Annotated in this window: 23 protein-coding genes; 8 read left to right on the top strand and 15 right to left on the bottom strand. The window is 68.5% G+C overall.

What is annotated here, in order from left to right; all coding sequences use genetic code 11:
* Positions 1–69 precede the first annotated feature (69 nt).
* The gene (locus IU452_RS19065; RefSeq protein ID WP_195110442.1) at positions 70–2,217 is read left to right on the top strand and encodes a catalase; all 2,148 of its coding nucleotides are present in this window, start codon (positions 70–72) and stop codon (positions 2,215–2,217) included.
* Between the two features lie 268 nt (positions 2,218–2,485).
* Here the strand turns inward: IU452_RS19065 and IU452_RS19060 are convergent, their stop codons facing one another.
* A complete protein-coding gene (locus IU452_RS19060; protein ID WP_195110441.1) occupies positions 2,486–3,325 on the bottom strand; it encodes an SDR family oxidoreductase in 840 nt (279 codons plus the stop codon).
* A gap of 180 nt (positions 3,326–3,505) precedes the next feature.
* Between IU452_RS19060 and IU452_RS19055 the strand changes: the two genes are divergently transcribed.
* Complete coding sequence (locus IU452_RS19055; protein ID WP_195110440.1) at positions 3,506–3,673, top strand: hypothetical protein; 168 nt, start codon at positions 3,506–3,508, stop codon at positions 3,671–3,673.
* 29 nt (positions 3,674–3,702) lie between these two features.
* Here the strand turns inward: IU452_RS19055 and IU452_RS19050 are convergent, their stop codons facing one another.
* From IU452_RS19050 to IU452_RS19015, 8 genes are all read right to left on the bottom strand, one after another.
* The gene (locus IU452_RS19050) at positions 3,703–4,215 is read right to left on the bottom strand and encodes a MarR family winged helix-turn-helix transcriptional regulator (protein WP_228818243.1); all 513 of its coding nucleotides are present in this window, start codon (positions 4,213–4,215) and stop codon (positions 3,703–3,705) included.
* The gene (locus IU452_RS19045) at positions 4,212–5,861 is read right to left on the bottom strand and encodes an FUSC family protein (RefSeq protein WP_195110438.1); all 1,650 of its coding nucleotides are present in this window, start codon (positions 5,859–5,861) and stop codon (positions 4,212–4,214) included. The genes IU452_RS19050 and IU452_RS19045 overlap by 4 nt, the downstream gene beginning before the upstream one ends.
* A gap of 80 nt (positions 5,862–5,941) precedes the next feature.
* Positions 5,942–6,784 carry an aldose 1-epimerase gene (locus IU452_RS19040; protein WP_228818241.1) on the bottom strand — a complete coding sequence of 281 codons (843 nt, stop codon included), beginning with the start codon at positions 6,782–6,784 and terminating at the stop codon, positions 5,942–5,944.
* Between the two features lie 192 nt (positions 6,785–6,976).
* Positions 6,977–7,585 (bottom strand): TetR/AcrR family transcriptional regulator, encoded by a 609-nt coding sequence (locus IU452_RS19035; RefSeq protein WP_195110437.1) that lies wholly within the window; start codon positions 7,583–7,585, stop codon positions 6,977–6,979.
* Positions 7,586–7,787: 202 nt separating this feature from the next.
* Positions 7,788–8,816 carry a gephyrin-like molybdotransferase receptor GlpR gene (gene glpR, locus IU452_RS19030; protein ID WP_195110436.1) on the bottom strand — a complete coding sequence of 343 codons (1,029 nt, stop codon included), beginning with the start codon at positions 8,814–8,816 and terminating at the stop codon, positions 7,788–7,790.
* 326 nt (positions 8,817–9,142) lie between these two features.
* Positions 9,143–9,793, bottom strand: a complete 651-nt coding sequence (locus IU452_RS19025; RefSeq protein ID WP_195110435.1) for a GNAT family N-acetyltransferase — start codon at positions 9,791–9,793, stop codon at positions 9,143–9,145.
* Positions 9,794–9,817: 24 nt separating this feature from the next.
* Positions 9,818–11,071: a gephyrin-like molybdotransferase Glp gene (glp, locus tag IU452_RS19020; protein ID WP_195110434.1), complete on the bottom strand. Its 1,254-nt coding sequence runs from the start codon at positions 11,069–11,071 to the stop codon at positions 9,818–9,820.
* Between the two features lie 54 nt (positions 11,072–11,125).
* Complete coding sequence (locus IU452_RS19015; RefSeq protein WP_195110433.1) at positions 11,126–12,082, bottom strand: UTP--glucose-1-phosphate uridylyltransferase; 957 nt, start codon at positions 12,080–12,082, stop codon at positions 11,126–11,128.
* A gap of 206 nt (positions 12,083–12,288) precedes the next feature.
* On the opposite strand from IU452_RS19015, the gene IU452_RS19010 reads away from it, so the two are divergent.
* The 4 genes from IU452_RS19010 (at position 12,289) to mscL (ending at position 14,623) form a co-directional block, all read left to right on the top strand.
* Complete coding sequence (locus IU452_RS19010; RefSeq protein ID WP_195110432.1) at positions 12,289–12,879, top strand: 5-formyltetrahydrofolate cyclo-ligase; 591 nt, start codon at positions 12,289–12,291, stop codon at positions 12,877–12,879.
* A 67-nt stretch (positions 12,880–12,946) separates the two neighbouring features.
* Positions 12,947–13,258, top strand: a complete 312-nt coding sequence (locus IU452_RS19005; RefSeq protein ID WP_195110431.1) for an FmdB family zinc ribbon protein — start codon at positions 12,947–12,949, stop codon at positions 13,256–13,258.
* Positions 13,259–13,359: 101 nt separating this feature from the next.
* Positions 13,360–14,070, top strand: coding sequence for an SAF domain-containing protein (locus tag IU452_RS19000; protein WP_195110430.1), 711 nt, complete (start codon positions 13,360–13,362; stop codon positions 14,068–14,070).
* 145 nt (positions 14,071–14,215) lie between these two features.
* Positions 14,216–14,623 carry a large conductance mechanosensitive channel protein MscL gene (gene mscL / locus IU452_RS18995; RefSeq protein WP_195110779.1) on the top strand — a complete coding sequence of 136 codons (408 nt, stop codon included), beginning with the start codon at positions 14,216–14,218 and terminating at the stop codon, positions 14,621–14,623.
* Between the two features lie 84 nt (positions 14,624–14,707).
* Here mscL and IU452_RS18990 read toward each other — a convergent pair whose 3' ends face one another.
* The 6 genes from IU452_RS18990 to IU452_RS18965 form a co-directional block, all read right to left on the bottom strand.
* Positions 14,708–15,388: an MspA family porin gene (locus tag IU452_RS18990; RefSeq protein ID WP_195110429.1), complete on the bottom strand. Its 681-nt coding sequence runs from the start codon at positions 15,386–15,388 to the stop codon at positions 14,708–14,710.
* A 60-nt stretch (positions 15,389–15,448) separates the two neighbouring features.
* Positions 15,449–16,126 carry an MspA family porin gene (locus tag IU452_RS18985; RefSeq protein ID WP_195110428.1) on the bottom strand — a complete coding sequence of 226 codons (678 nt, stop codon included), beginning with the start codon at positions 16,124–16,126 and terminating at the stop codon, positions 15,449–15,451.
* A gap of 712 nt (positions 16,127–16,838) precedes the next feature.
* Positions 16,839–17,333, bottom strand: a complete 495-nt coding sequence (locus IU452_RS18980) for a MogA/MoaB family molybdenum cofactor biosynthesis protein (RefSeq protein WP_228818353.1) — start codon at positions 17,331–17,333, stop codon at positions 16,839–16,841.
* Between the two features lie 89 nt (positions 17,334–17,422).
* Positions 17,423–18,886, bottom strand: coding sequence for a S1C family serine protease (locus IU452_RS18975; protein WP_195110426.1), 1,464 nt, complete (start codon positions 18,884–18,886; stop codon positions 17,423–17,425).
* Positions 18,887–19,133: 247 nt separating this feature from the next.
* Positions 19,134–20,525: a HAMP domain-containing sensor histidine kinase gene (locus tag IU452_RS18970; protein ID WP_195110778.1), complete on the bottom strand. Its 1,392-nt coding sequence runs from the start codon at positions 20,523–20,525 to the stop codon at positions 19,134–19,136.
* Between the two features lie 80 nt (positions 20,526–20,605).
* Entirely contained in the window at positions 20,606–21,295 is a 690-nt protein-coding gene (locus IU452_RS18965; RefSeq protein ID WP_195110425.1) for a response regulator transcription factor, read from the bottom strand.
* Between the two features lie 429 nt (positions 21,296–21,724).
* Here IU452_RS18965 and IU452_RS18960 point away from each other — a divergent pair, with 429 nt between their 5' ends.
* Both IU452_RS18960 and IU452_RS18955 read left to right on the top strand, forming a co-directional pair.
* The gene (locus IU452_RS18960) at positions 21,725–24,589 is read left to right on the top strand and encodes an ATP-binding protein (protein ID WP_324192699.1); all 2,865 of its coding nucleotides are present in this window, start codon (positions 21,725–21,727) and stop codon (positions 24,587–24,589) included.
* On the top strand, positions 24,586–24,996 hold the full coding sequence (locus IU452_RS18955) for a roadblock/LC7 domain-containing protein (RefSeq protein ID WP_195110423.1): 411 nt from the start codon (positions 24,586–24,588) through the stop codon (positions 24,994–24,996). The genes IU452_RS18960 and IU452_RS18955 overlap by 4 nt, the downstream gene beginning before the upstream one ends.
* Positions 24,997–25,002 lie beyond the last annotated feature (6 nt).

The raw sequence follows: 25,002 nt of genomic DNA, 5'->3' as shown, positions 1-25,002 counted from the left end.
GCGGCCCGAGTCCGGGTAGCCGGTCGGCGGTGGCCCTTCGTGAACCGACACGTACGTGCGGAGGTAACAATGACCGATCCCACCCCGATGCCGCAGGCGCCGCAACCGCCGACACCACCCGACGAGACCGACGGCACCTGTCGGCCCGCGGGTCCTGCCCTGGATCAGCGCGAGCCGGAGTACCGCAGCCCGACCGGCGCGCCGGTGTCCGCCGACCCGGGCGCGCGGGGGCCGCGCGGTGAGGCGCTGACCACGGCCCAGGGCCTGGTGCAGCGCGATACCGACCATGCGCTCAAGGCCGGGCCGCGTGGCCCAACCCTGTTGCAGGACATCCACTTCCGCGAGAAGATCACGCATTTCGACCATGAACGCATCCCCGAACGGGTGGTGCATGCGCGCGGCGCGGGCGCGCACGGGGTGTTCCGCGCCAACGGGGCGGCCGCGCAACTGACCCGCGCGAAATTCCTGCAGCCCGACGCCGAGACCCCGGTGTTCGTCCGGTTCTCGACGGTCGTCGGCTCGCGGGGCTCGGCCGACACGGTGCGCGACACCCGCGGATTCGCCACGAAGTTCTACACCGAGGAAGGCGTCTACGACCTGGTCGGCAACAACATCCCCGTCTTCTTCATCCAAGAGGCGATCAAATTCCCCGACGTCATCCACGCCGCCAAACCGCATCCTGACCGGGAGATTCCGCAGGCGCAGACCGCCCACGACACGTTCTGGGATTTCGTCACCCTGCACTCCGAGGCCACCATGCACACGTTCTGGGCGATGTCCGACCGGGCACTGCCCCGCTCGTTCCGCATGATGGAGGGATTCGGTGTCCACACCTTCCGGTTCGTGAACGCCGACGGGGAGACCTCGCTGGTCAAATTCCACTGGAAGCCCAGGCTGGGCGTGCATTCCATGCTGTGGGAGGAGACGCAGATGGCGGCCGGCTTCGACCCCGATTTCCATCGCCGGGATCTGGCCGAGGCGATCGAGGCCGGTGCCTTCCCCGAATGGGACCTGGGCATCCAGGTGTTCCCGGATTCCCCGGAGCACACCTTCGAGGGCATCGACCTGCTGGATCCGACCAAGATCGTGCCGGAGGAGATGGCCCCGGTGCAGATCATCGGCACGCTGCAGCTCAATGCGAATCCGGTGAACTTCTTCGCCGAGACCGAGCAGGTCGCATTCTGCGTCAGCCATCTGGTGCCGGGGATCGAGGTCACCGACGATCCGCTGCTGCAGGGGCGGCTGTTCTCCTATCTGGACACGCAGCTGCTGCGGTTGGGTGGGCCCAATTTCAGTCAGCTGCCGATCAACCGGCCGCACAGCCCGGTCAACGACAACTTCCGCGACGGCTTCCATCAGACTGGGGTCCATCCGGGAGTGGCTGTGTACAAGCCGAATTCGACCGGTGGCGGGTGTCCGTTCACCGCGGCCGTGGCCGACCGCGCCTATGTGGAATCGCCGACGCCGATTCCGGCGCCGTCCTACAAGTTGCGGACCACCGCCACGACGGACTGCCCGGTGTCATTCGCCGATCACTACTCCCAGCCCCGCATGTTCTACCGGAGCCTGACCCCGATCGAACAGCGGCATCTCGGTGAGGCGTTCGCCTTCGAGCTGGGTAAGTGCACCGACGAGTCGATCCGGCAGCGCGGGGTGAAGATGCTCGCCGAGGTCGACACCGATCTGGCGGGATTCGTCGCCACCCAGCTGGGACTGCCGGTGCCCGAGCCCGAGGCGACGGTCGTCGAACTGCTGCCCAGCCCGGCCCTGTCGCAGTTGCGCGGCAGCTTCCCGGTGGACGGCCGCAAGGTCGCGATCGTGGCCGACGACGCCGTGGACCACGAATCGCTCGACGCCCTGGTGCGGGCCTTCCAGCGCGCGAAGACCAGCCCGATGGTGGTCGCCCCACACGGCGGAAACATCGACCACCAGAGCGGAATCCCCGTCGACCGCACCTTCGCCACCATGCGCTCGATCGAATTCGACGCCGCCATCTTCCTGACCCCCGCCTCCGACTACCGAGTCGACCTCCTGGTCAGCGAGATGTGGCGCCACGGCAAGCCCCTCGCCGCCACCGGCCCCGGCGAAGAAGCCCTGAAACGCAACGGCATAGGCCCCGACCGCCCCGGCGTCTTCACCCCCGAAACCCTCGAAGCCACCACCAACGAGGTCCTGGAAGCCCTGGCCACCCACCGCGTCTGGGCCCGCTTCGCGTAGACGCGAGGACCCTGCTTCCGCGCTGACGCGCGGAAGCAGGGAACCAGGGGCTGCGTGCGAAAGCAGAGAATCGTTGCGCTTACGCACCAATTGTTCTCCCGCACAAGGGGTCCCCTCCCCAGGGCCCCGCCTTCCCCGTTTCCGTTGGGGTACCTGTGCCCCTTCGCCGTCCGATAGCTTTTCCATTCCCCGCGGGCGGGCCATCCCTTCCCCGCAGGCAAGCCATCCATTCCCCGCACTTCCGCGCCCCAGCGCGGAAGTGCGGAGTCTACAGGATCGGGTTGCCGCCCGTGACCGCGATGCGCGCACCGGATACGTAGCTGCCCTCGTCGCTGGCGAGTAGGACGTAGACAGGGGCCAGTTCGACGGGTTGGCCTGCGCGGCCGAGGGGGGTGTTGTCGCCGAAGGAGGAGACCTTTTCCGGGGGCATGGTGGAGGGGATCAAGGGGGTCCAGATGGGGCCGGGGGCGACGCTGTTGACGCGGATGCCCCTCTCGCCCAACAACTGTGCCAGGCTGGCGCTGAAATTGGCGATGGCGGCCTTGGTGGCGGCATAGGGGGCCAGTTTGGGGCGGGGCATATCCGAATTCACCGAGGAGCTGCCGATGATGGCCGAGCCCGGCGGCATATGCGGCAGCGCGGCCTTGGTCAGGTAGAACATCGCGCCGATATTGAGGCGGAACGTGTAGTCCCACTCCTCGTCGCTGATCTCCTCCAGGCTGTCGTGCGTCATCTGATAGGCCGCATTGCTGACCAGCACGTCGATGCGGCCGAACTCCTGCACCGCGCGTTCGACGACGGTGCGGCAGTGCGCGGGATCGGAGAGGTCGCCCGAGACCAGCACCGCCGTGCGCCCGGCCTGTTCGACCAGCTCCGCGACCTGTTTCGCATCCTCGTGCTCGTCGAGATAGGAGATCAGCACGTCGGCGCCCTCGCGGGCGAAGGCGATCGCGACCGCGCGGCCGATGCCGCTGTCACCGCCGGTGATCACCGCGGCCTTGCCGGTGAGTTTGCCGGAACCCTGGTAGCTGGTCTCACCACAGTCCGGCACCGGCGTCATCCGCGCCTGGATGCCGGGCACGTCCTGCTGCTGCTCGGGAAAACCCATGGCGTGTCCTCTCGTCTCGAAGTCGACCCACCGTCGCGGTACCCGGCGCCCGAGGGGGCTAACCAGCCCGAACGGAACCGACAGTGCGGTTTGCCGGAGGGACACCGGGGTACCCGCCGGACGTAGCACGAGCATCGCCCGCCGGAACCGGCGGAGCGCAACTACTGGAGGAGCGCAGCAATGGTCGATACCGCCTACCGTCGAGCCAAGATCGACGAGGACACCCAGCGGATGACCGTTTTCCCAGCTGAGGGCCCCGAACTCGACGACTTCCCCGCCAAGACCCGCGCAGGCGCGCGCCGCACACGGCCGCGCGCCGTCGGCACATCGCACCGCAAACGGTCCTGAACTCGCGCAGCACAGCCGAGCACGGGCGGTCAGTGGTCGAGGCCGCCCAACCGTCCTTCCATCAACAGCAGCAGATCCCCGAGAATGCGGGCCAGCTCGGCACGCTCGGCCTCGGGCAGATCCGACAGCAACGCCTTCTCGTAGGAAAGCTGTTGCGGCAGAACGCGATCGACCAGCTCGGTACCCGCATCGGTGAGCGCCAGATGCGCCACGCGGCGGTCACGTCCATCGATGCGACGCGCGACCAGACCCCGTTCCTCCAGTGCCCGAACACGTTTGGTGACGGCAGCGGGTGAGGCGAAGGTCTCGCGGGCGAGCCGGCCCGGAGTCAGATCCTCGCCGAGGCGGCGCATGGCGCACAGCAGGTCGAACTCCGGACGGCTCAGGTCCGCCCGGCCCAGCGGCGCGTCGGTCACGCGCTGAAACAAGGCCGCACAGCGGTTGATTCGACCGATGATGGCCACCGGTTCGGTGTCGAGGTCGTCCCGCACCCGCGCCCACTGGCGCAGCACACCCGCCACCGCATCCTCGGCGGAGTTCATCGCGCATCCGCCGGGGCCGACAGTTCCGCGAGCAACCGATGACCGGCACGTTCGGCGGCGACGATGCGTTCCTCCGGCAGCGGCGCACTCCACCATTCCCCGGCCGCGGTATCGGCGGCTTCGCGCAGCTCGATCAACGCCGCGGTCAGCCGGGCCCGAGCCGCGCCCCGATCCGGAGCGGTCGGGGCGATGGTGGTGATCGCATCCAGCTCACGCAGCGCCGTATCCACCCGGCCGGACACCCGGCGGTTGGGCACGAGGAAGCAGACCAGCACACCGACCGCGGCACCCACGCAGGTGTCGAGCCAGCGGTCGACGACCAAACGGTGCGCCGACGGGCTGCCGACGAATTCGGCCATCGACAGGGCCAGCGGCGTCACGAAAATCATTGCCAGACCATAGTTCCGGGAGATGGTCGCCTCCACGATCAGCATGCAGACCAGCGAGACGACCACCAGTGCCGTCGCGCTGCGCGTCACCGGCACGAGCGCGGTGAACAGCAACACGCCGCCGAGACTACCCAGCACGCGTTGTACCGCGCGCTGCCAGGTCAGCGTGGTATTGGCGACGAAGGTGGCGGCCGCGGTCAGCACCGCCCAGTACGGGCGATCGACGCCCAGGGCCATCGACGTCCACCCGGCCGCCGCCCCGCCGACGGCCACGCGCATACCGATCGGAAACAGCGACGAGCCGGGCGCGAAGGCGGCGAAGGCGCGCCGGAGACCGGAGCGTCCGTCGGTGGCCTGCTCCACGGCCATACCCCGCAGTTCCGCGGATTCGGCCGAGGCGACGCGGACGGCCGGTACGGGCCGTCCCTTACGCAGGTCTCGCGCCCATTCGTCGAGCTGGTCGGCCTGCTCGCAGCGCCGGTGCACGGTGAGCGACTCCGCCCGTGCCACCAGCCTGGCCAGCGCGGCGATCTCGGGTGTGACCGAGGGAACCGAACGCAGCGTATGCCAGGCGGCCGCCACCGTCCCGGCTCCCTCGTAGCGCAACCGCAGCGCCGCCGGGTCGTCCTCGGACGCACGCAACAGCCGCGCGGCGGACTCCAAAACCCGTGCCACCGCGAGCCGTTCGGGCTGATGCGGCCGAAACAGGCTGGGCGCCAGGCAAATCACCCAGGCCAATGCGCCGCCCAGCAGGACCAACACCAGATGAACCGGCAGGTCCGCCAGCCGAGTGGGCACGAATGCGGCGGTGGCGGTGATGAAGGTCAGCACGACATTGCCGGGCGGCCCGATGCGGGTCGCGTCGCACACCATCTTGTACACGCCCGCCAGCAGGGCTATCACGGCCACCCGGACGACCGCGGAGTCGGTGAGCGCGGCCGTGGCCGAGGCCACCCCCACGCCCGCGGTCATACCCAGCACCACCCACATCAGTGCGCGCGCCCGGGCCGCGTACCGCAAACCATGGCCGTACAGCGCGCACAGGCCACCGGCGGTGGTGTAGAGGGCGAGCTCCATGCGTCCGGCCAGCAACAGCGCCACCTCCGGCACGCCGATCGCGAGCACGGCGCTCAATGCCGACCACCGCCAGGTGTCGGCGGGGGGCCGCAACCGCAGCAGGCCACGTAACGGCAGCGCTCGGCGCAGGCTGCGGTGCGAGCGCGCGACGGCCGTCTGTCGTCCGAGGGTTGAGGGCATAGAAGAAGGTTAACAGGTATTTTACTGAGAAAATAACGGTTGGTCTCCAGATCACACCCCTCGGCGACCCTCGAACCGCGTCAACCGAGAGTGCGCCAGCGCCAGTCCATATCGGCCGTCAGCGGGGCGTCCGGGCGGACCGTGCGCGGCATGGTGTTCAGTCCATTCGGCGGGCCGGATTGTGGTTCGACACACACGGTTTCGGTCGGCTGGTCATAGACCACCACCCAGCGCAGCGGACTGGTCACGGTCAGTTCGAATGCGTCGGGCCAGGTCAGCGTGACATCGACGCCGTCGGGCATGCCGAAGCAGTCGTCCCACGGTCCGGGCAGTGGGGCGATCCGGTTGCCGTCCGGCAGGTAGTCCGGGCCGCGTTCCTCCTGCCACGCGGGGGTGAAGGCGAGTTCGACGGGTTTGCCGTCGGGGGTCAGGCGACGCTCGAACCAGGGATGCCAGCCGACCTGAGCCGGAAAGGGTTCCGCGTCCGCCTCGACCGTCATGGCGAAGGCCGCCGCCTCCGCCGTCAAGGCGACCGAGTGGGTCACCCGCCCCGGGAACGGCCAGGGTTCGCCGAGCCGTTGAGCGAGCACCACCTCGGTGTCGGAACTGCGCACGACCTCCCAGGGCCGATCGCGCACCGTGCCGTGAATGGCGTGCGGCTCCGCGTTACGCGGCAACTGATAGGCGCGCCCCTCCCACTGCAGCACCCCGTCCCGCATCCGACCGCACCACGGTGCCATCGGAAAGCACCCGAACCTGGCGCCGGTCCGCAGCACATCGGTGTCCCCGAGGCGAAAGCTCGCAATACGCCCGGTTCCCGCGTCCACCACCAGGTGCGCAGCCCCCGCGTTCAGGTGCAGTTGCTCGTCGGCCATCTCCTCAGCATGGCACAGCACGGTCAGCGAGGTCCCGGCCAAAACCATGCCGGGACAATGAGGAACCACGCATACCGGGACAATGAAAAACCCACGCCCGCCGGGACAATGAAAAACCTACGCATACCGGGACAATGAAAAACCTACGCCCGCCGGGACGATGAAAAGCCCGCGCCCGCCGGACAGGAGAGCCAGCAACCACCGAACAAAAGGAAGCCGCGACCGTTGACAGCGCGGGTGTCAGGTGTAGTCCTCGGCGAGCCAGGCGGTGGTCCAGCGGCGGGAGATGCGGGTGGCGCGGGCGGGGGGCATGCGGGTGGGTTCGGTGACGACGGCTATGGCGAAGCCGTCGAGGAGACCGAGAAATTCGGCGGCGGCCTCGGGTGCCTCGTCGGCGCGCTTCGGGTTGGCGGAGGCGAGGGCCTCGGCGAGCAGGTTCTCCATATGCTGCCACTGGACGCGGTGCAGGGCGGCGATCTCCGGGTCGTGGGCGGCACGGGCGACCAGGGCCAGCCACACGCGGGTCAGGCGGTCCTCGCTGTCCGGCGGGATGAGCAGCTCGGTGAGCCGCTCCAATCGCTGCGCCGGAGCCAGCTCGGCCACCCCCGAACCCCAGAAGCGGTCGGCCGTCTCGTCGCGCACGTATTCCCACACTCGTTGCAGCAGATCGTTTTTCGTCGAGAAGTAGTACTGCACGGTGCCGATCGAGACATCCGCCCGGGCGGCCAGCGTCCGGATGCTGACCCCCTCCAAGCCGTCCTCGGCGATGACGTCGGCGAGGCGGTCGAGCAGTTCGCGGCGCCGGTCGGCGGCTTGCACCCCGGACCCCGCCGCCTGCCTAGCGCCCATCGCGCCCGCTCCTCTCCCGCCGATTGCGCTCCCGATGGTAGCGCCAGCCCCGCGGCACCGAGCTTCCGCGCCACGGCCACGGGCTCACGGCGGCCGTCGCCCACCACACCGGCGTGCTTTCGGCGGTCTCGACGTGACGACGCAGAGAGATTCCGGCCGAAGGCAGGCCGGAACTGCATCGGGGTGAGGGGATTCCGTCCGGCTATTCGCCTGCGGCGCGACGGATTTCGCCGCCCGCGGCGCGGTTGCGGGTGGCACGGGCAGCGGCGGCGTCGAAGTGCTCGAGGTGGTCGAACATCGGGTCCTCGTCGTCGACGTCGAGCACGACCGCGCGGCGGCGCAGGGCGCGGGCGGAATCGCGGTCCAGCGCGGGGCGCTCCGGTTGGGGTCGGCGGTCGTCGTCCTCGTCGGATTCGCTCGCGGGGCGGTTGCGGGACAACCTGGCGGCGCGGCGGCGGCGGATCTCCTCCTCCAGGCGCACCTGGCGGCGCAGATAGACCAGATAGGTGCCCAGCACCAGCGCCGACAGCGCAAAACCCCACCACAGCACCGGCGACATCACCACGGCGAACGCGCCGAACAGCAGCATGCTCAGCACCAGGCCGAGCGCGGAACGCTGGCGGAACCGGTAGCGCGCGGCACGCGCGATGGCATCGGCCTCCGGGTCGTAGCCGCCGCGCCCCCGCCTGATCGGCACGAAATCCTCGTCCTCGGAATCGAATTCGGATTCCGGCTCCGGCAGCGACCGGTCCGCGGATCGAGCCGGCGGGATGCGGGCCGCCACCGGCGGCTCCTCCGGTTCCTCCTCGACCTCGTCCTCGTCGTCGGCCGTCATCTCGGTGTCGGCGGCCTCGTCGGCAGGTCCGCCCTCGTCGACCTCGGCGTCGATGATCTCGTCGGCGGCGTCCCGGTCACCCAGACCTCCGTCGCGGGCGGTCTTGTCGTCGTCCTCGGTGACGGGCTCATCGGCCGATGTCGTCATCCGATCCTCCGCATCATCGCCGTGGGAAAGCTTTCTCTGCGCGCGCGCCGGAACCCAGTCCGGGTCGGTTTCGTGGCCGGCGCCCGGTCCCTTCTTGGTGCGTCGCTTGGTGCCGCCTCGATGCAACACCCGGGTGGCCAGCGCGGCATCGGTGGTTCGCCGAATGCGCGGATGCCGATCGGCCAGCATCGGAAACAGCACGAAGATCCAGACCGCGACCAGACCGATCCACAAGATCGAATTCGGCATCGCGCTCACACCTCCGTCCCCGCCTGGCCGTTGTCCCTTCGACGGTTTGCACATCGCCCGCGCGATGTTCCGGCTTCGCAGCACGTGTCGCACGGCCGCATTGTCGGACCACTTCGCAGGCTCCCTTCCGATAGCGCAGGACGCACCACCGACGTCCGTAGGCTAGTGCGGTGCCACAGGAATATCCCGCAGGCGCGCCGTCCACACGAGCCCCATGAGTCACAGTGCTGTGTTTGATTGCGACGGCTCCGCCGTCGCGGGTTTGCGAAGGTGCAGGTGGCCTGTGTCTTATTGGGGTGGACGGGGACTTCGCTCGGTGGTGGGCCTCACGAGAGGGTCGCGCGGCCCGCCCGCACCAGGCGGTTCACGATGGTGCCCGACACCTCCTCGACGGTCATCGCGACCAGCAGGTGGTCGCGCCAGGCGCCGTCGACGTCGAGGTAGCGGCGTAGCAGGCCCTCCTCGCGGAAACCGACATTGCGCAGGACGGCCTGGCTGGCCAGGTTCTCCGGGCGTACTGTCGCCTCCACGCGGTGCAGGCCGACCGGGCCGAAGCAGTGATCCAGGCCCAGCGCCAGGGCCGCGGTGGCAACGCCTTGGCCGCCAACGTCTTTCGCGACCCAGTAGCCGATCCAGGCCGACCGCAGCGCGCCGCGCACGATATTGCCGATGGTCAGCTGCCCGCTGAACGCCCCGTCGACCTCGATCACCAGCGGGATCATGGCACCGCGACGGGCCTCGGCCTTCAGGCTCGACCACAGCGACGGCCAGTTCGACGGATGATTGCGCGCCTCCCACGTCCCGCGCCCGGTCGGCTCCCACGGTTCGAGATGCTCCCGGTCGCGCACCCGGATGCGGGCCCACGCCGTGGCGTCGCGCAAACGGATCGGGCGCAGCGTCACCTGTCCGGCGGCTACGCGCACGGGACCCAGATGCGCGGGCCAGCCCGGGTGCTGGGCGGCCCGGAACACGTTCATGTCCATAGTTTCCCAATGCGGCCTTTATCCGCGCTGGGCAAGGAAGGCGACCGGCACCTCGTCGCCGGTCCGTACATCGGTGACCTCGGGCTCGATGACGATCAGGCTGTTCGCCTCGGCCAGTGTCGACAGCAGATGCGCCGAACCGTTCACACCCAATGGCTGCACGAGATATTCGCCGGTCTGCTCGTCACGCATGAGCTGGGCACGCAGATAGCCGCGCCGCCCCGGCATGGAACTGATCGGCATGATCGTGCGGGCCTGCACGACCCTGCGCATGGGATGGCGCCGCCCCAGGGCGATCCGGATCAGCGGGCGCACCATCACCTCGAAAACGACCAGTGCGCCAACGGGATTCGACGGTAGTAGGAAGGTCGGCACCTCATCGCGGCCCAGCCGCCCGAATCCCTGCACCGAGCCGGGATGCATGGCGACCCGCGTGATCTCCAACTCCCCCAGGCCCTCGAGCGCCTCCCGGATCTGCTCGGACACCCAGCCGCCGACCGCACCGGCGATCACCACGACCTCCGAGCGAACCAGTTGCCCCTCCACCACATCGCGCAGTCGCTTGGGATCGGCGCTGACGATGCCCACCCGATTGACATCCGCGCCCGCATCCCGCGCCGCGGCGGCCAGCGCATAGGAGTTCACGTCGTACACCTGGCCGGGCCCAGGGGTGCGATCGATATCGACCAACTCACCGCCGATCGAGATCACCGACAGCCGCGGACGCGGATGCACCAGCACCTTGTCGCGGCCGACCGCGGCCAGCAGCCCCACCTGGGCCGGGCCGATGATGGTGCCCGCGCGCACCGCGATATCGCCGGGCTGCACGTCGTCGCCGATGCGGCGCACATAGTCGCCCGACCGCACCGGCTCGTAGACCTTGATCCGCGCCCGGCCGCCGTCGGTGTAGTCCAGGGGGAGCACCGCATCCGCGAGGGTCGGCAGCGGTGCACCCGTGTCGACGCGCACGGTCTGGCGGGGCTGCAGGCGGATGGGCTGGCGGGATCCGGCCGGCACCTCACCCACCACCGGCAGCGTCAGATCGACCGGATTTCCCTCCTCGTCGCGGATATCGACCCCGGCGCCCTGCACATCCACGCTGCGCACGGCATAGCCGTCGATCGCCGCCTGATCGAAACCCGGCAGCGGCCGCTCGGTGACGACGTCCTCGGCGCACAACAGACCCTGGGCCTCGGAGATGGCGACCCGGACGGGCCGCGGGGCGACAGCCGCCGCGGTCACCTTGATCTGCTGGTCCTCAACCGAGCGCATGCAGCCCTTCCTCTGTCCGTGTTCAACGCGGCCGACCGGACCCGGCCGCCCGCCTCACTCGGACGAGGTCAGCTGCGGGTTCCAGTCGGGAGCGAGCCGACGTTCCAGCCACTCGCGTAGCTCGGGACCGTATTCGTCTCGCTCCAATGCGAAATCGACCGCAGCACGAAGATAACCGCCAGGGTTGCCCAGGTCGTGGCGCGACCCACGGTGCACCACCACATGAACCGGATGCCCCTCGGCGATCAGCAGTGAAATCGCATCCGTGAGCTGCAGTTCCCCGCCCGCGCCGGGCTCGATGCGGCGCAGTGCGTCGAAAATCTCACGATCGAGCAGATAGCGCCCGGCGGCGGCGTAGGTCGACGGCGCATCGGCCAGGGCGGGCTTTTCCACCATGCCCTTGACGCGCAGCACATTCGGATTGGTCGCATCCGGAACCGGGGCCACATCGAAGACGCCGTAGGAGCTGACCTGATCCTTGGGCACGTCGATCGCGCACAGCACCGAGCCGCCGCGCTTGTTGCGGACCCGGCACATCACCTCGAGAACACCGCTGGGCAATACCAGGTCGTCGGGCAACAATACGGCGACCACGTTCTCGTCCGGGTCCAGCACCTGCTCGGCCTGGGCGACCGCGTGGCCGAGGCCCAGCGGCTCCTCCTGCACCACCGAGGACACATCCAGCAGCCCGGGCGCCCGGCGCACCTTTTCCAGCGCCTTGAACTTGCCGCGCTCGGCGAGTGTGCTCTCCAGCACCATATCGTCGACGAAATGCGCGACGACGCCGTCTTTTCCGGGCGAGGTCACGATCACCAGGCGTTCGGCGCCCGAGTCCGCGGCCTCGGCCGCGACCAACTCGATTCCGGGCGTATCCACCACCGGTAGCAGCTCTTTCGGCACGGTTTTGGTCACGGGCAGGAAGCGGGTCCCAAGCCCGGCCGCGGGCACCACCGCGGTACGGAAGCAGGACGGCGTGGGCCGCGTCGCATCCGATCCGGCGTCAGCTGTCATAAGGCACACCCTATCCATCGATGTCGTCCGCGGGACCAGCTTTGTGCGGGCCCGGCCCTCCGGAAGCCTAGGGGTCAGCGGCGGTGTCGGCGCGTCGAACGGACGCGGGCAACCCACCGGCAAGGTCAATCCGGAGTGCATGAATCGATTCCCCCGAGGTTCGCTCGCGAAACCCTCGGCGGGTGTAGCTCATTAGGGTGGTCGTCATGGACAGTGCTGGTCAACCGGATAAGAAGCGGTGGCGCACGGAGTTGCTGGCCCGCCGGGCGGCCGTCACGCCCGCCGTTCGCGAGGCGGAATCGGCCGCGCTGGCGCTCGCGGTGACCGAGGCGATCGAGGCGCGGACGCAGTGGGTAGCGGCATATGTGCCGGTGGGTGGTGAACCCGGCTCGACGGCGATGCTGGACGCCCTGCGCTCGGCCGGTAGCCGGGTGCTGCTGCCGGTGACCGGGCCGCCCGGACCGCTGGACTGGGCCGAGTACACCGGCGCGGACTCGCTGCGCGTTGCCCGCTACGGACTACTGGAACCGGCAGGTCCTACCCTGTCGGCGGCGGCGATCGAATGGGCCGGGGTGGTCCTGGTTCCGGCGCTGGCGGTGGATCTGCGCGGCGTGCGACTGGGCCGCGGCGCCGGGTACTACGACCGCACGCTGCCCGCCGCCGATCCCGATGCCCAGCTGATAGCTGTGGTGCGCGACGACGAACTGGTGGACCGGCTGCCCGAGGAACCTCATGATCGGCGCATGGGGTGGGCCCTGACACCGGGCGGGGGGCTGCGACGCTTGGCCGGGAATTAACGCCGGATTGGCACTGTTGGCAGTGTCGGCTGTAGAGTGCTAACCGACGGAGACTGTGGAGGTTCCTGTGCCTACTTACTCGTATCAGTGCACGCAGTGTGGTGACAAGTTCGACATCGTGCAGGCGTTCTCGGACGATGCGCTGACCAGCTGTGAGAAGTGCGCCGGTAAGCTGCGCAAACTCTTCAACTCGGTCGGCATCGTGTTCAAGGGCAGCGGCTTCTACCGGACCGACAGCCGCAACGGTGCCTCCACCGCGAGCGAGCCGGCCAAGTCCAACGGTTCCAGCTCCGAGTCGTCGACGTCCTCGACCTCCTCGTCGACGTCGTCCACCTCGAGCAGCTCCAGCACCCCGGCCGCCAGCACCGCCGTAGCCTGACCACGCCCGCGCTGTCCACAGCCTTTCAGTTATCCACAGCCCGGTGGTGACCAGCGGTTTTCCTCACTCCATGAGAATGGGCCGCTCGTAGTCTGCCGGTTATGCAGCGACTACGCCTCCGCCTCGATGGGCGAGACGGCCGCGGGGGTGACGCCGACCTCGGCCGCGAACCACGCTGGGAAGTGCTGACCCGGCATCGACCGGCCTGGGCCGATGGCGTGCTCGTACGCCGCCTGCTCGCTCTCGGCCTCACCGTCCTGGCGGCGGTGCTGTTCGTGCGCGGGGATCCTTCCGCCCGCCGGGTCGATGCCGTCGTCGCCGCCCGCGACCTGGCACCCGGCCGAATACTGAGCGCCGAGGATCTGCGCCGTGCCCCGCGCCCGGCCGACACGCTGCCCGAGGGCGCTGTCCACGACCTGTCGGCGCTCGTGGGCGCGACTGTGACCGGCGCGGTGCGATCCGGGGAAATTCTCACCGATCTGCGCGTGGTCGGCCCGCGCCTGGCCCAGGTGGCGACCGGGGTGACCGATGCCCGCATCGTCCCGATCCGCTTGGCGGACAACGCCATTGCCGACATCCTGCGCGCCGGCGACCGGGTCGACGTGATCGCCGCGCCGCATACCGATGCCGATCTCGAGGGTCCGGCACCACCACAAACCCTCGCCACCGACGCTGCCGTCGTCCTGGTCACCACCTCCGACAAGACTCGGGGACAAGGTGAGCGAGCGGTGCTGGTCGCCCTGGATGCCGCGCATGCCACCACCGTCGCGGCGGCCTCGCTGCGGTCGGCGCTGACCGTCACCTTCCACTAGCGGTTCCCGATTTCGCCCGGTGTTTGCCGTGGCCGTCCACTAGCATCCCGGCTATCGGCTGTGATAGCCGTCGGCGATCACAGCGGAGGAAATGAACAGAGGATTCGGCGCGGATGTGACTGTGCCGGATGAGACAGGAGCCGAAATGCTGAAGGGTTTCAGGGATTTCCTGTTCCGGGGGAACGTGATCGATCTGGCCGTGGCGGTCGTGATGGGCACCGCCTTCGTCGCGATCGTCACGGCGTTGACCAACGGAATCGTCAATCCGCTGCTCGCCGTCTTCGGCGGCACCGGCGAACTGGGGCTCGGCTTCCGGCTCGTCTCCGACAAACCGGCGACCTTCATCGCGGTCGGCCCGATCATCACCGCGGCGATCAATTTCGTGATCATCGCGGCGATCCTCTATTTCGTGCTGGTCCTGCCCGCCACCAGGGCCCGCAACCGCTGGGGCAAGTCCATCGAGCCGTCGCTCACCGACACCCAACTACTCACCGAGATCCGCGACCTGCTCGCCGAGGGCGGCAAGAGCGCGGGCGGACGCCACGAAACGTGAAGGGGGACAGGGATGGGCCCAGTGCATGTGCGCCGGGCCCATCCCTGACACGCCTTCGTCATTCCGGCATGCCTTCGGCCGGAATCAGCCCAGGCTGAAGGGCTGGCCCCACAGCGTCACCTGGGTGATGACGTTGTCGGTCTCGACCTGGACGTTCACGAACGAGCGGGCCTGCGCGTAGCCGCCGCAGCCCGACAGGCCGATGGTCGTGTCGGCCCAGGACACCGAGCCCTGATTGCCCGTGAATTTGTTCTTGGCCGAGTGGCTTTCGTTGCCGTAGTCGTCCGGCTTCTCGCGGTCGAGGATGTAGAACGACTGCGCCTGTCCCGGCCCCAGGGTCAGGTTGCCGCTGCTGTTGACGCCGGCGGACGGAGTGACATTGCCCTCCGAGTCCCACGACGCGCCCACCGACGGCTCGACGCCCGCACCGCCACCGGAGATGTTCACCTGGCAGCCGACGACGTAGCCGGGACGGATGTTGCCGCCCGCCGCGCTGGTGTTACCGGAGAGCTCGACGTGCGCACTGCCGGACACCCACGCATTGCGGTGCACCGGAGTGGAGCCCATCGAGGGGCTGATGTTGGCCGACTCCCCATCCAGCCAGACGTGCACGACGGTGCCGTCGGACAGGGTCTTGGTGATGTCGCCGCCCGGCAGCGGCACGAAGGTGTCGGCGTTGGCGGCGCCGGTGGAGAACAGGCCCAGGGCAGCGGTGGTGACAGCACCGACACCGGCCGCGCGAGCCACGGTCTTACGGATGTTCATTATGGTCCCTCATGGGTGAATAGCTTTACGCGGGAATAGGATTGGCGGAATCGATCGACGTCAGCCGATGCTGAACGGCTGCCCGTAGAGGGTGGTCTTCGAGTAGTTGTTGCCGACGACCTCGACGACGGTGTACGCGCGCGCCTGGGCGTAACCCGCGCAGCCCTGAATCTGGATCTCCGCGTCCTGGTACTCCACCGAGTAGGTACCGGGCTTGGTGATGTCCTTGCTGTCGATCTGGACGAACTTGACGTCACCGGGGCCCAGTTTGAGGCCGATCGACCCGCCGAGGTTGGCATTGGTGAGGCTCACGCCACCGGAGACACCCGCGGAAATCGCGTCACTGGCGATGTTGACCTGGCAGCCGACGATGTAGCCGGTGCTGACGATCGACGTTCCGTGCGTGGACGAGTTGTTGGTGCCCGGCGCGTTGGTCGGGCCATTCCACGGGCCGGCTGTGGTTTCGGGAGCGTTCGGCACTTCGGCGATCGCATTGCCCGACACCCATACAGTGCGGCCGGCGCCGTTGGCCGCCAGCGACGGCGAGACCACGGCGTGTTCACCGGTACGGGTGATCACAACGCCATCAGGACCCAGCTTCTGGCCGTCCGGCAACGGCACGAAGGTGTCGGCGTTGGCAGCACCGGTTGAGAAAAGGCCGATGGCCACGGTCGCGGCCGCGCCGATACCCGCGAAACGGGCACCACGCCGCAGACCGTTGGTGCGGTTCTCGCTCATACTTCCCCTCATCAGGTTCTTACGGTCAGCCTCGACCATCGAGGCTGTAAGCGGTCCTTTCAGGCCCAGCTCAGTTTGTCGATACTTTGTTGCCGTCTTGTAACCGACAACCTATTTCTCGCCAAACTGACGGAACCGGGCCCTGTTCCGGTGAGGTCGACGCGAGGCGCCATCCCCGAGCCTTCGAGAACCGCAGGTGGAGCAGCCCAAGGGCGAACATTAAACGCCTCGGCAACTACATGACAACGTAAGCGTCCGTAAAGGCAGTGTGATCTGAATCACACCCCAATCTCGCTCATATTACGGAGAGCGCATAAATGCTGTGAGCACTCCGAAACATGGCCGGGGGTGTCCGTGGCGCAATCGTGACCGCGCGCTCAGCCGTGATGAGGGGGGACCTGTGAGCGCAACCAGTCGTCCGGCGAGCCCGGCCGTTCGCCGTCGTTCGAGCGCTCGTCACTGGTTGTTTGCGGCAGGGTCTCACCGAAGATGCGAGCCAGCCGCGCCGCGTCGGCGGCCGAACGCGAGGAACCCCTCGCCCCGCGGGGGCGAGGGGTCTGCGACGCCTTCTCGGGGCGAGGGGTCTGCGACGCGGCCTCGGGGCGAGGGGGCTGCGGCTCGGCGTCGGAGCGAGGGGGCTTCGGCTCGTTCTCGGGACGAGCCTTCTCCTTCTCGGGACGAGAGTTCTTGCCCTCGTCTCGTGGCGTGTCGATTACTCCGCCAATCCCGACAGTTCATCGATCACGCGACTGGCCAGCGGGCCCAGCGTGGCCATGCCGTCGCGGACGGCGGCGCGGGTGCCGGGCAGGTTGACCACCAGGGTGCTTCCGGAGACGCCGGCCAGGCCGCGGGACAGCCCGGCATCCAGCGATCCGGCGGCCAGGCCGGAGGACCGCAGCGCCTCGCTGATCCCGGGCAGCTCCCGATCCAGCACCTCGGCGGTGGCCTCCGGCGTGACATCGCGCGGGGACATACCGGTGCCGCCGACCGAGATCACGAGATCGACGCCACCGATCACGGCGGTGTTCAGGGCATTGCGGATCTCCACCTCGTCGTTGGACACCGACACCGTGGCATCCACCAGGAACCCGGCCTCGGTCAGCAGCTCGGTCACCAGCGGACCGAGCGAGTCCACCCCGCCATGGGCGGTTCGGTCGTCGACGACCACGACAAGTGCACGGCCCGCCACAGCGGCATCGATTTCCATGCTGCTCACCGTAGCGTCCGTGGCCGACAACAGTTCCCGTCCCCCGGTATCGGATTCGGGCAGCAGGGTCAGCGTGCGCGCGCGACGGATCATCGCGGAGCCTCCGCGGGTGCGGCGTCGAGTGTCACCTCGACGGTCTTCGGATTCTGACCATCGGGATCGGTGTAGGTGATCTTCACCTTGTCGCCGGGCTGATGCGAGCGAACGGCGGCGATCAGACCCATGCCGGAATCGATGATCTGATCGTTGACCTTGGTCACGATCGCGCCGGCCGGGATACCCGCCTTGGCGGCGGGACCGTCAGGGGTGACGTCGCGCACCCGCCCACCGGTGGTGGGGTCGAGCATGTTCACCGTGATGCCGATCTGTGCGTAAGTGGCGTGCCCGGTCTTCGTCAGCTGGTCGGCAACGCGACGAGCCTGATCGACAGGGATCGCGAAGCCCAGGCCGATCGATCCGCTCTGCTGACCGGTCATCTCGGGGGAACCACCCAGCGTCGCGATCGCAGTGTTGATGCCGACCAACTTGCCGTCCATATCCACCAGCGGGCCACCGGAGTTGCCCGGGTTGATCGGAGCATCGGTCTGAATCGCCGAAATCACCGGTGTCTGCGACTGTCCCGGCTCGCCGCTGGTCGACACCGGTCGATTGAGCGCCGAGACGATGCCGGTGGTCACCGTGCCGGCCAAACCGAGTGGTGAACCGATGGCGACAACCGTTTGTCCCACTTGCAGATTCGCCGAGGTGCCGAGCTCGATCGGGGTCAGACCGGTCTTGTTCGCGGCCTTGATGACGGCCAGATCCGAGACCGGGTCGGTGCCCACGACCGAGGCCGGGGCGATGCTGCCATCGCTGAACTGCACCTCCATCTTGGCGTGCGGCCCGGCACCGCTGGCGACGTGATTATTGGTCAGGATGAGGCCGTCCGAGGACAGGATCACGCCCGAACCCTCACCCTCGGCGCGAGCACCCGCCACCTTGATCATCACCACGCTGGGCAGGACCTTCTGCGCCACCGCCGGAACGGTGCCCGCCGGAGCGTTGGAAGCGGGAGCGGCCTTGGGCGGCGGCGCATTCAACGCATTGCTGACCGGCGGGGAGTTGTTGTCGCGGTGGCTGACCAGTGCACCGACCGCACCGCCGATGCCGCCACTGATCAAGGCGAGCACGATGGCTCCAGCGATCAGCCCGGCCGCGCCGCGGCGGCGAGGTGGCTGCTCCGCATAGCCCGGCATCGGACCACCCGGCTGCTGGCCGGGCGCCCCGTACCCGGGCTGCCCCGGCGCACCGTAGGGGTGCTGCTGGTACGGCGGCATCGGGGTCGTCTGGTGAACCGCCTGATCGTATGGAGAGTAGGCCGCATGCTGCGCCGTGACCGCCTCGGTCGGCGCGGTGTGACCGTACGGACCCTGCTGTTCGGACGTCTGCTGTTCCGGGGACGGAGCCGACGGAAGCTGCTCGGTCGGCTGGTGGCCGGTCGCCTCGGGCTGCGGAACCGAGCCCGTCTGCGCGGCCTCCAGCTCGTCCCGCCTGTCCTTCGATTCCTCGCTCATTTCCCTCGTTTCTCCTCGAGTCTGTCGCCAAGTGTGGTGACCTCGACTGAGAGCGGACTGAGACGGCGCTATCAGTTCCCGGAGACATCTCCGCGAGACTGCCCACATCGTACGGTCCGGACACTCACTCGACGCAGGAGCGGTACCCCTATCCCCATGTCAACAGACATCGCCCGGTCGGCCCGGTAGGAAACGCCGAGCAATGGCAGTTGCCCAGGGTTCATTGCGTGGATACGCTCGGCAACCTTTACTCCTCGATAAGCGACGCCGCTTCCCCGGGCAGCACGATTCGAATCAGGGCGCCGCCGCGGTCGGAGGTGTCGATGGTGATCGTTCCACCGTGTTTCGTCACCACCTGTTTGACGATGGCGAGGCCCAGGCCCGAGCCCGGCATGGAACGCGATGCGGTCGTGCGATAGAAGCGCTCGAATACCAGCTCCCGTTCCGCGGGTGGAATACCCGGACCGGCATCGTCCACCGCGAATTCGAGTAAACCAGGGCCGGTTTCGCGCATCGTGGCACGCACTTGTTCGCCCTCGGGACTCCATTTCGCGGCATTGTCGAGGACATTGAGAATGGCTCGTTCCAAGCCGGCCTCGTGGCCGTAGACCAACCACGGGCGCAATTCGGCGACGAATTGGACGCCGCTGCGGCGACGACGGGCGCGTTCCAGGGCGCGTTCAGCCACCTCGCCGAGGTCCACCTGTTCGTAGACCGTTTCGGGCGCGTCCTCGCGGGCCAGGTCCACCAGATCGCCGACCAGGTTGGACAATTCCTCGATCTGGGCCATGACGTCCGAACGCAGCTCGGCCATCTCCTGCTCCGGAATCGACGGGGCGCCAGGGCGAGACGAGGCGATGAGCAGTTCCATATTCGTGCGCAGCGAGGTCAGCGGCGTGCGCAGCTCGTGGCCCGCGTCGGCGACCAGACGGCGTTGCCTTTCCCGGGATTCGGCCAGGGCCCGCAGCATGGTGTTGAAACTCTCGGTGAGCCGGGCCAATTCGTCGTCGCCGACAACCGGAATCGGGGTGAGGTCATCGGTTCGGGCGATCCGCTCGGTGGCAGCCGTCAGTCGCCCGATGGGGCGCAAACCGGTGCGGCCCACACCCGCTCCGGCCGCGGCGGCGAGCACGACTCCACAACCGCCGACGACGAACAGCAGCCACGCCAAGCGATCGAGTGTTTCCTTGGTCGGCTGCAACGAGCGTGAGATCACCAGGGTGGTGCCGGATCTCATACGGACAGCCAGCACCCGCTGATTGTTCGCCGTCCGCAGGGAGACATCGAGCTTGTGGTGAGCAACCGCCCATTCATGATCGCCGACCGGCGGATCCAGCCGCTGCGGCGGAGGGTATGGCGCACTGGCACCCGGATAGATGAGCGCGATCCCCATGTCATTGCCGTACAGCGCGCTGACGGTGATGAGCGCCTGGAATCCCACGGTGTCGATGTCGCTGCTGGCCAAGGCCCGCCCCCGCGAGCGCAGATCGCTGTCCACGTCCGCGTACAACGACCGCGCCACCATCGCGTACGCGGCGATGGAGGTGAGCGCCACCGCCACCAACACCACCGAGGCAGCCAGCAGCGTCACCCGCCACCGCAGCGACACCGAACTGGTCAGCGGCATGGGCGGGCGCATCTCGGGTGCAGCGCCATGCTGCCCGATCCCGGGGATCACGGGCTGGCGCGGAATGGTTCTACCCACGGTCTGCAGCGCTCCTACGGAGGCGTTTCGCGCAGCACATAGCCGACGCCGCGAACCGTATGGATCAGCCGGGGCTCACCGTCGGCCTCGGTCTTGCGCCGCAGATAGCCGATGTAGACCTCCAGCGCATTGCCGGAGGTCGGGAAGTCGTATCCCCAGACCTCCTCGAGGATGCGGCTGCGGGTCAGCACGCGGCGCGGATTGGCCATCAGCATTTCCAGCAGCGAGAACTCGGTGCGGGTGAGGCTGATGGACCGATCGCCGCGCGACACCTCCCGGGTCACGGGGTCCAGCGACAGATCGGCAAAGCGCATCGCCTCCGAGGAATCGACGGCCGGATCGGCCGTGGTGCGGCGCAGCAGCGCCCGCAGCCGCGCCAGCAGCTCCTCCAGTGCGAACGGTTTGGGCAGATAGTCGTCGGCGCCGGCATCCAGCCCCGCCACCCGCTCGGACACCGAATCCCGCGCGGTCAGTACCAGAATCGGCAGATCGTCACCGGTGCTGCGAAGTCGGCGGCACACCTCCAGGCCGTCCAGCCGGGGCATCATCACATCGAGCACCAGGGCGTCGGGCCGCGCGGCGGCCACCTTGTCGAGAGCGTCGACCCCGTCCACTGCCAGATCGACGGAGTAGCCGTTGAAGGTCAGCGACCGTCGCAGCGATTCTCGAACCGCGCGGTCGTCATCGACTACCAGAATGCGCATGGCCTCCAGTCTGACCGTATCGACTGAGAGTCGACTGAGAAGCAAACATGCGACACGCCAGACTATCCATCCGGATGACCTGCGTGTTGGCGAGAAATCCCGCCGGGCGCCACCCGCGCCTTCACGAAAGTGGTTGCGTACAGCGAATTTCGGCTAACCACACAACGGACGATCGAATTGCCGCAGACGTGTTCACACGGTATGTTGCCTGCGGTAAAAGTAGACCTCTAGTTGGTTCTCAACCCGCTGGACCCGTACGTCGACAGTTCACTGAGTGCGAATTCGAACACCCACCGGGGACGGCGCCTCTCGTGAGCGGGGCCTCGGGCAGCGCGGTCGGAGCCCGGGGCAACTGCGCGGAGTGGAGGCGACGGAAGCGGGATGGGCACTGCACCGCGGCCATGGCAGAGGAGTCTGTCCAACCTGTCCGTGACCAGCAAGGTCGGCATCGTCTTGCTGCTGCCGGTGTTGCTCGCCTCGACCTTCGCGGTCCTGCGTATCAAGGACGAACTCGGCCGGATCGCCCAGCTCGACACCGCCGCCGACCAGGCCCGGATCATCCGCCCCACCCTGGCCTTCGGCGCCGCCGCCGATCAGCTCGCCGTCACGGCCGGCAACCGCTCCGCCCAGCCCGTCCTCGACCAGGCCTCCACCCGCTTCGACCAGGCCCTGATCGAGCTGCAGTCGGCCATGAAGTCCGCGCGGACCGACCCACGGGCCGTCGCCGAACTCACCGAGGCGCTCGCGGCCGGCCGCACCTTGCGCAACAACCTGCACGGCGGCTCGCCGACCACGCTCGCGCAGCAGGCCGACGAGGTCGCGAGCCACCTCGGTACCGCGATCACCGCCCTGCCGACGCCCAAGGACACCATCATCGAGCGCTATTACTCGCAGATGGGCGCCCTGGCCACCGCGCGCCGGCAGTTCACCCAGCAACAGTTGCTCATCACCGGCGGGAAGATCATCGACAATCCGGCCACCCTGGCCCGGGTGCTCAGCGCCACCGGCGCCGAGCAGTCCATGATCAACCAGTACGCCTCGATTCAGCCCGAATCGGCCCGCAAACCCGACGTGCTGCTCGGCGCGCTGCAGATCCGGATGGCCGCGCTGAGCCAGAACTCGGACGAGCCGATCACCGTTGCGGGCGTGGCCGATTCGATGCGGACCAGCGCCGACGCCTACCGCGACAGCACCGATCACCTGGCCGGGCTGATCGACTCCGGGCTGTCCGGTCAATCGATCGACGCACGTACCAGCGTGCTGCGCGATGTGGCCGTGGTGGTCGTGACCCTGCTCGTGGGTCTGGCCCTGGCGCTGGCCGTCGCGCGGTCGCTGGTCGTCCCGGTGCGCCGGTTGCGTCGCGACGCCCTGCAGGTCGCGCACACCGATCTGCCCGCCGAGCTCGCCGTCGTGCGCGAGGGCGGTGCCACCCCCGAGATCGTCCCCGTCGATGTGCACACCACCGAGGAGATCGGCCAGCTGGCCCGCGCCGTCGACGATATGCACCGCCAGGCCCTGCATCTGGCCGCCGATCAGGCCCGGTTGCGCCTGCAGATCGGCAACATGTTCGAGACCCTGTCGCGGCGCAGCCAATCGCTGGTCGAGCAGCAGCTGGGCCTGATCGAGGATCTCGAACGCGACGAGGAGAACTCCGAACGGTTGCAGAGCCTGTTCCGGCTCGATCACCTGGCCACCCGCATGCGCCGCAACGGCGACAACCTGCTGGTGCTGGCCGGTACCGCACTGCGCCGCGGACACCTGCCCCCGACACCGCTGTCGGACATGCTGTGGAGTGCGGTATCGCAGGTCGAGGACTATCAGCGGGTGGAGATCGGCACGGTGCCCGACGGCATCGTCGCCGGCGAGCCCGCGGTCGACATCGAACATCTGCTGGCCGAGCTCATCGACAACTCGCTGCGTTACTCACCGCCCAATACGCCGGTGGCGGTTTCGGTGACCCGCGCGGTGGACGGCGGCTATCTCATCGAGATCACCGACCGCGGCCTGGGCATGTCGGCCGAGGATCTGCGCGCGATCAACGAGCGGCTGGCCTCCGGTGGTGAGGTGACCGTCGAAACCGCGCGCCGTATGGGCCTTTTCGTGGTCGGCCGGCTTGCCAAGCGGCATACCGTCACGGTGAGCCTGCGCCGCGCCTCGACCGTGTCCCAGCAGCCGGGCATCACCGCGAGCGTGCATCTGCCGGGTTCGCTGGTCTCGCCCATGCCGGAGTCCGCGACCGGTCCGCAACCGATCGTCTCGGCCTTCTCGGATCCGATGGATCCCGCGGTGTCCCGCGCGCTGGCAGCGGTGTCCGATCTACAGAATCCGTCCCCCTTCGGCCTGACCGGTGCCGGGCTGCCCCAACGGCGGCCCACCACTCCCGCCGATGACGAAACGACCGGCGGAGATTCGGGGCCGGACACCTCCGTTTTCGGTCCCGGAATCCCGGCCGCGCCGGAGGCCGCATTCGCTTTCGGGGCACGAACCACGGACGAGCCGTTCGCCTTCCGCGCTCCGGTGTCGTCCCCCGAGGACGAGCAATTCCCGGACCAGGACTCGGCCGCCACTGCGGATCACGCCTTCTCCGACCAAGAATCCGCGGCCTCGCTCTCCGATGACGGGTTCTCCGACCGGGATCCGGCAGCCTCATCCGCGAATCAGGGGTTCTCCGACCAGGAATCGTCGGCACCGCTCGCGAATCAGGACTTTCGGGGCCGGTCGGACGCAGCGCCCGCCAACCCCGGGGTTCTTCGGTGGGAACCCGCGGACGACAAGCGGTGGGAGCCCGCGGGCGACGCGGCGTCCGGCGCGGAATCCGAGGCGTGGCAGCCCCGGTCGCGTCCGGCCGATCGGCCCCTCGATATCTGGGCCGAAACGAAGGACTTCCCGCCGCCGCGGCTGGGCAGCCCGGACAACTCGGGTGCCCCGGCATCTCAGGGATCGGACGCCGAGGGCTCGTCCTCCGGCGAGTCTCCGACCCCGATCTATCAGCGCATGGTCTCGGAGTGGCTGGTCGAGCCGTCGTCGAGCGGGCCGGCCGGTGGCTGGTCCTCTCCCGCCGACGCGGGCTGGGCCGCCGCGGCCGAGGCCAGCAGTCCCACCGCCGCCCACCGCACGGAGGGCGGCCTGCCGATCCGCCGCCCGGGGGCCCAGCTGGTGCCCGGCGGACTCGCCACGACGAGTCGACCCGGTGCCCCCGATCCGGACGAGATCCGTACCAACCTGTCCAGGCATCTGAGCGGCGTCCGCAGCGGGCGCGCGGATGCTCAGTACAACGACGGAGGCCCAGCATGACCGACACCCAGCAGACCACGACCGACGAGAATCTGAACTGGCTGGTCACTCGCTTCACCCGCGAAGTTCCCGGCGTGTCCCATGCGGTACTGGTCTCGACCGACGGCCTGTTGCAGGCCACCAGCCCGCATCTGCCCTCCGACCGTGCCGAGCAGCTCGCGGCGGTCACCGCCGGCCTGGCGAGCCTGTCCTCGGGCGCGGCCCAGCTGTTCGACGGCGGCAAGGTGATGCAGTCGATCGTGGATATGCAGCGCGGCTACTTATTGGTGATGAGCGTGGGCAACGGCTCGCATCTGGCCGTGCTCGCCAACAAGCAGCACGACATCGGCCGCATCGGCTACGAGATGGCGCTGCTGTCCGATCGGGTCGGTTCGGTCGTGCAGGCCACGGCCCGTTCGGCGGTCTAGCGGGTG

Source organism: Nocardia transvalensis (assembly GCF_015477765.1).
GTDB lineage: Bacteria > Actinomycetota > Actinomycetes > Mycobacteriales > Mycobacteriaceae > Nocardia > Nocardia transvalensis_A.
The sequence above is the reverse complement of the archived record's forward strand: the minus strand, read 5'-3'. Positions and strand labels throughout refer to the sequence as shown.

Coding starts and splice junctions, on each gene's coding strand:
- IU452_RS19050 (WP_228818243.1), bottom strand. CDS start 4,215: ATGAACTCCGCCGAGGATGCGGTGGCGGGTGTGCTGCGCCAGTGGGCG.
- IU452_RS18975 (WP_195110426.1), bottom strand. CDS start 18,886: ATGAGCGAGGAATCGAAGGACAGGCGGGACGAGCTGGAGGCCGCGCAG.
- glpR (WP_195110436.1), bottom strand. CDS start 8,816: ATGCCGAATTCGATCTTGTGGATCGGTCTGGTCGCGGTCTGGATCTTC.
- IU452_RS19045 (WP_195110438.1), bottom strand. CDS start 5,861: ATGCCCTCAACCCTCGGACGACAGACGGCCGTCGCGCGCTCGCACCGC.
- IU452_RS18965 (WP_195110425.1), bottom strand. CDS start 21,295: ATGCGCATTCTGGTAGTCGATGACGACCGCGCGGTTCGAGAATCGCTG.
- IU452_RS18970 (WP_195110778.1), bottom strand. CDS start 20,525: ATGCGCCCGCCCATGCCGCTGACCAGTTCGGTGTCGCTGCGGTGGCGG.
- IU452_RS19055 (WP_195110440.1), top strand. CDS start 3,506: ATGGTCGATACCGCCTACCGTCGAGCCAAGATCGACGAGGACACCCAG.
- IU452_RS19000 (WP_195110430.1), top strand. CDS start 13,360: ATGCAGCGACTACGCCTCCGCCTCGATGGGCGAGACGGCCGCGGGGGT.
- IU452_RS19040 (WP_228818241.1), bottom strand. CDS start 6,784: ATGGTTTTGGCCGGGACCTCGCTGACCGTGCTGTGCCATGCTGAGGAG.
- IU452_RS18990 (WP_195110429.1), bottom strand. CDS start 15,388: ATGAACATCCGTAAGACCGTGGCTCGCGCGGCCGGTGTCGGTGCTGTC.
- IU452_RS19060 (WP_195110441.1), bottom strand. CDS start 3,325: ATGGGTTTTCCCGAGCAGCAGCAGGACGTGCCCGGCATCCAGGCGCGG.
- IU452_RS19065 (WP_195110442.1), top strand. CDS start 70: ATGACCGATCCCACCCCGATGCCGCAGGCGCCGCAACCGCCGACACCA.
- mscL (WP_195110779.1), top strand. CDS start 14,216: ATGCTGAAGGGTTTCAGGGATTTCCTGTTCCGGGGGAACGTGATCGAT.
- glp (WP_195110434.1), bottom strand. CDS start 11,071: ATGCGCTCGGTTGAGGACCAGCAGATCAAGGTGACCGCGGCGGCTGTC.
- IU452_RS19015 (WP_195110433.1), bottom strand. CDS start 12,082: ATGACAGCTGACGCCGGATCGGATGCGACGCGGCCCACGCCGTCCTGC.
- IU452_RS18980 (WP_228818353.1), bottom strand. CDS start 17,333: ATGGAAATCGATGCCGCTGTGGCGGGCCGTGCACTTGTCGTGGTCGTC.
- IU452_RS19010 (WP_195110432.1), top strand. CDS start 12,289: ATGGACAGTGCTGGTCAACCGGATAAGAAGCGGTGGCGCACGGAGTTG.
- IU452_RS18955 (WP_195110423.1), top strand. CDS start 24,586: ATGACCGACACCCAGCAGACCACGACCGACGAGAATCTGAACTGGCTG.
- IU452_RS18985 (WP_195110428.1), bottom strand. CDS start 16,126: ATGAGCGAGAACCGCACCAACGGTCTGCGGCGTGGTGCCCGTTTCGCG.
- IU452_RS19035 (WP_195110437.1), bottom strand. CDS start 7,585: ATGGGCGCTAGGCAGGCGGCGGGGTCCGGGGTGCAAGCCGCCGACCGG.
- IU452_RS19025 (WP_195110435.1), bottom strand. CDS start 9,793: ATGAACGTGTTCCGGGCCGCCCAGCACCCGGGCTGGCCCGCGCATCTG.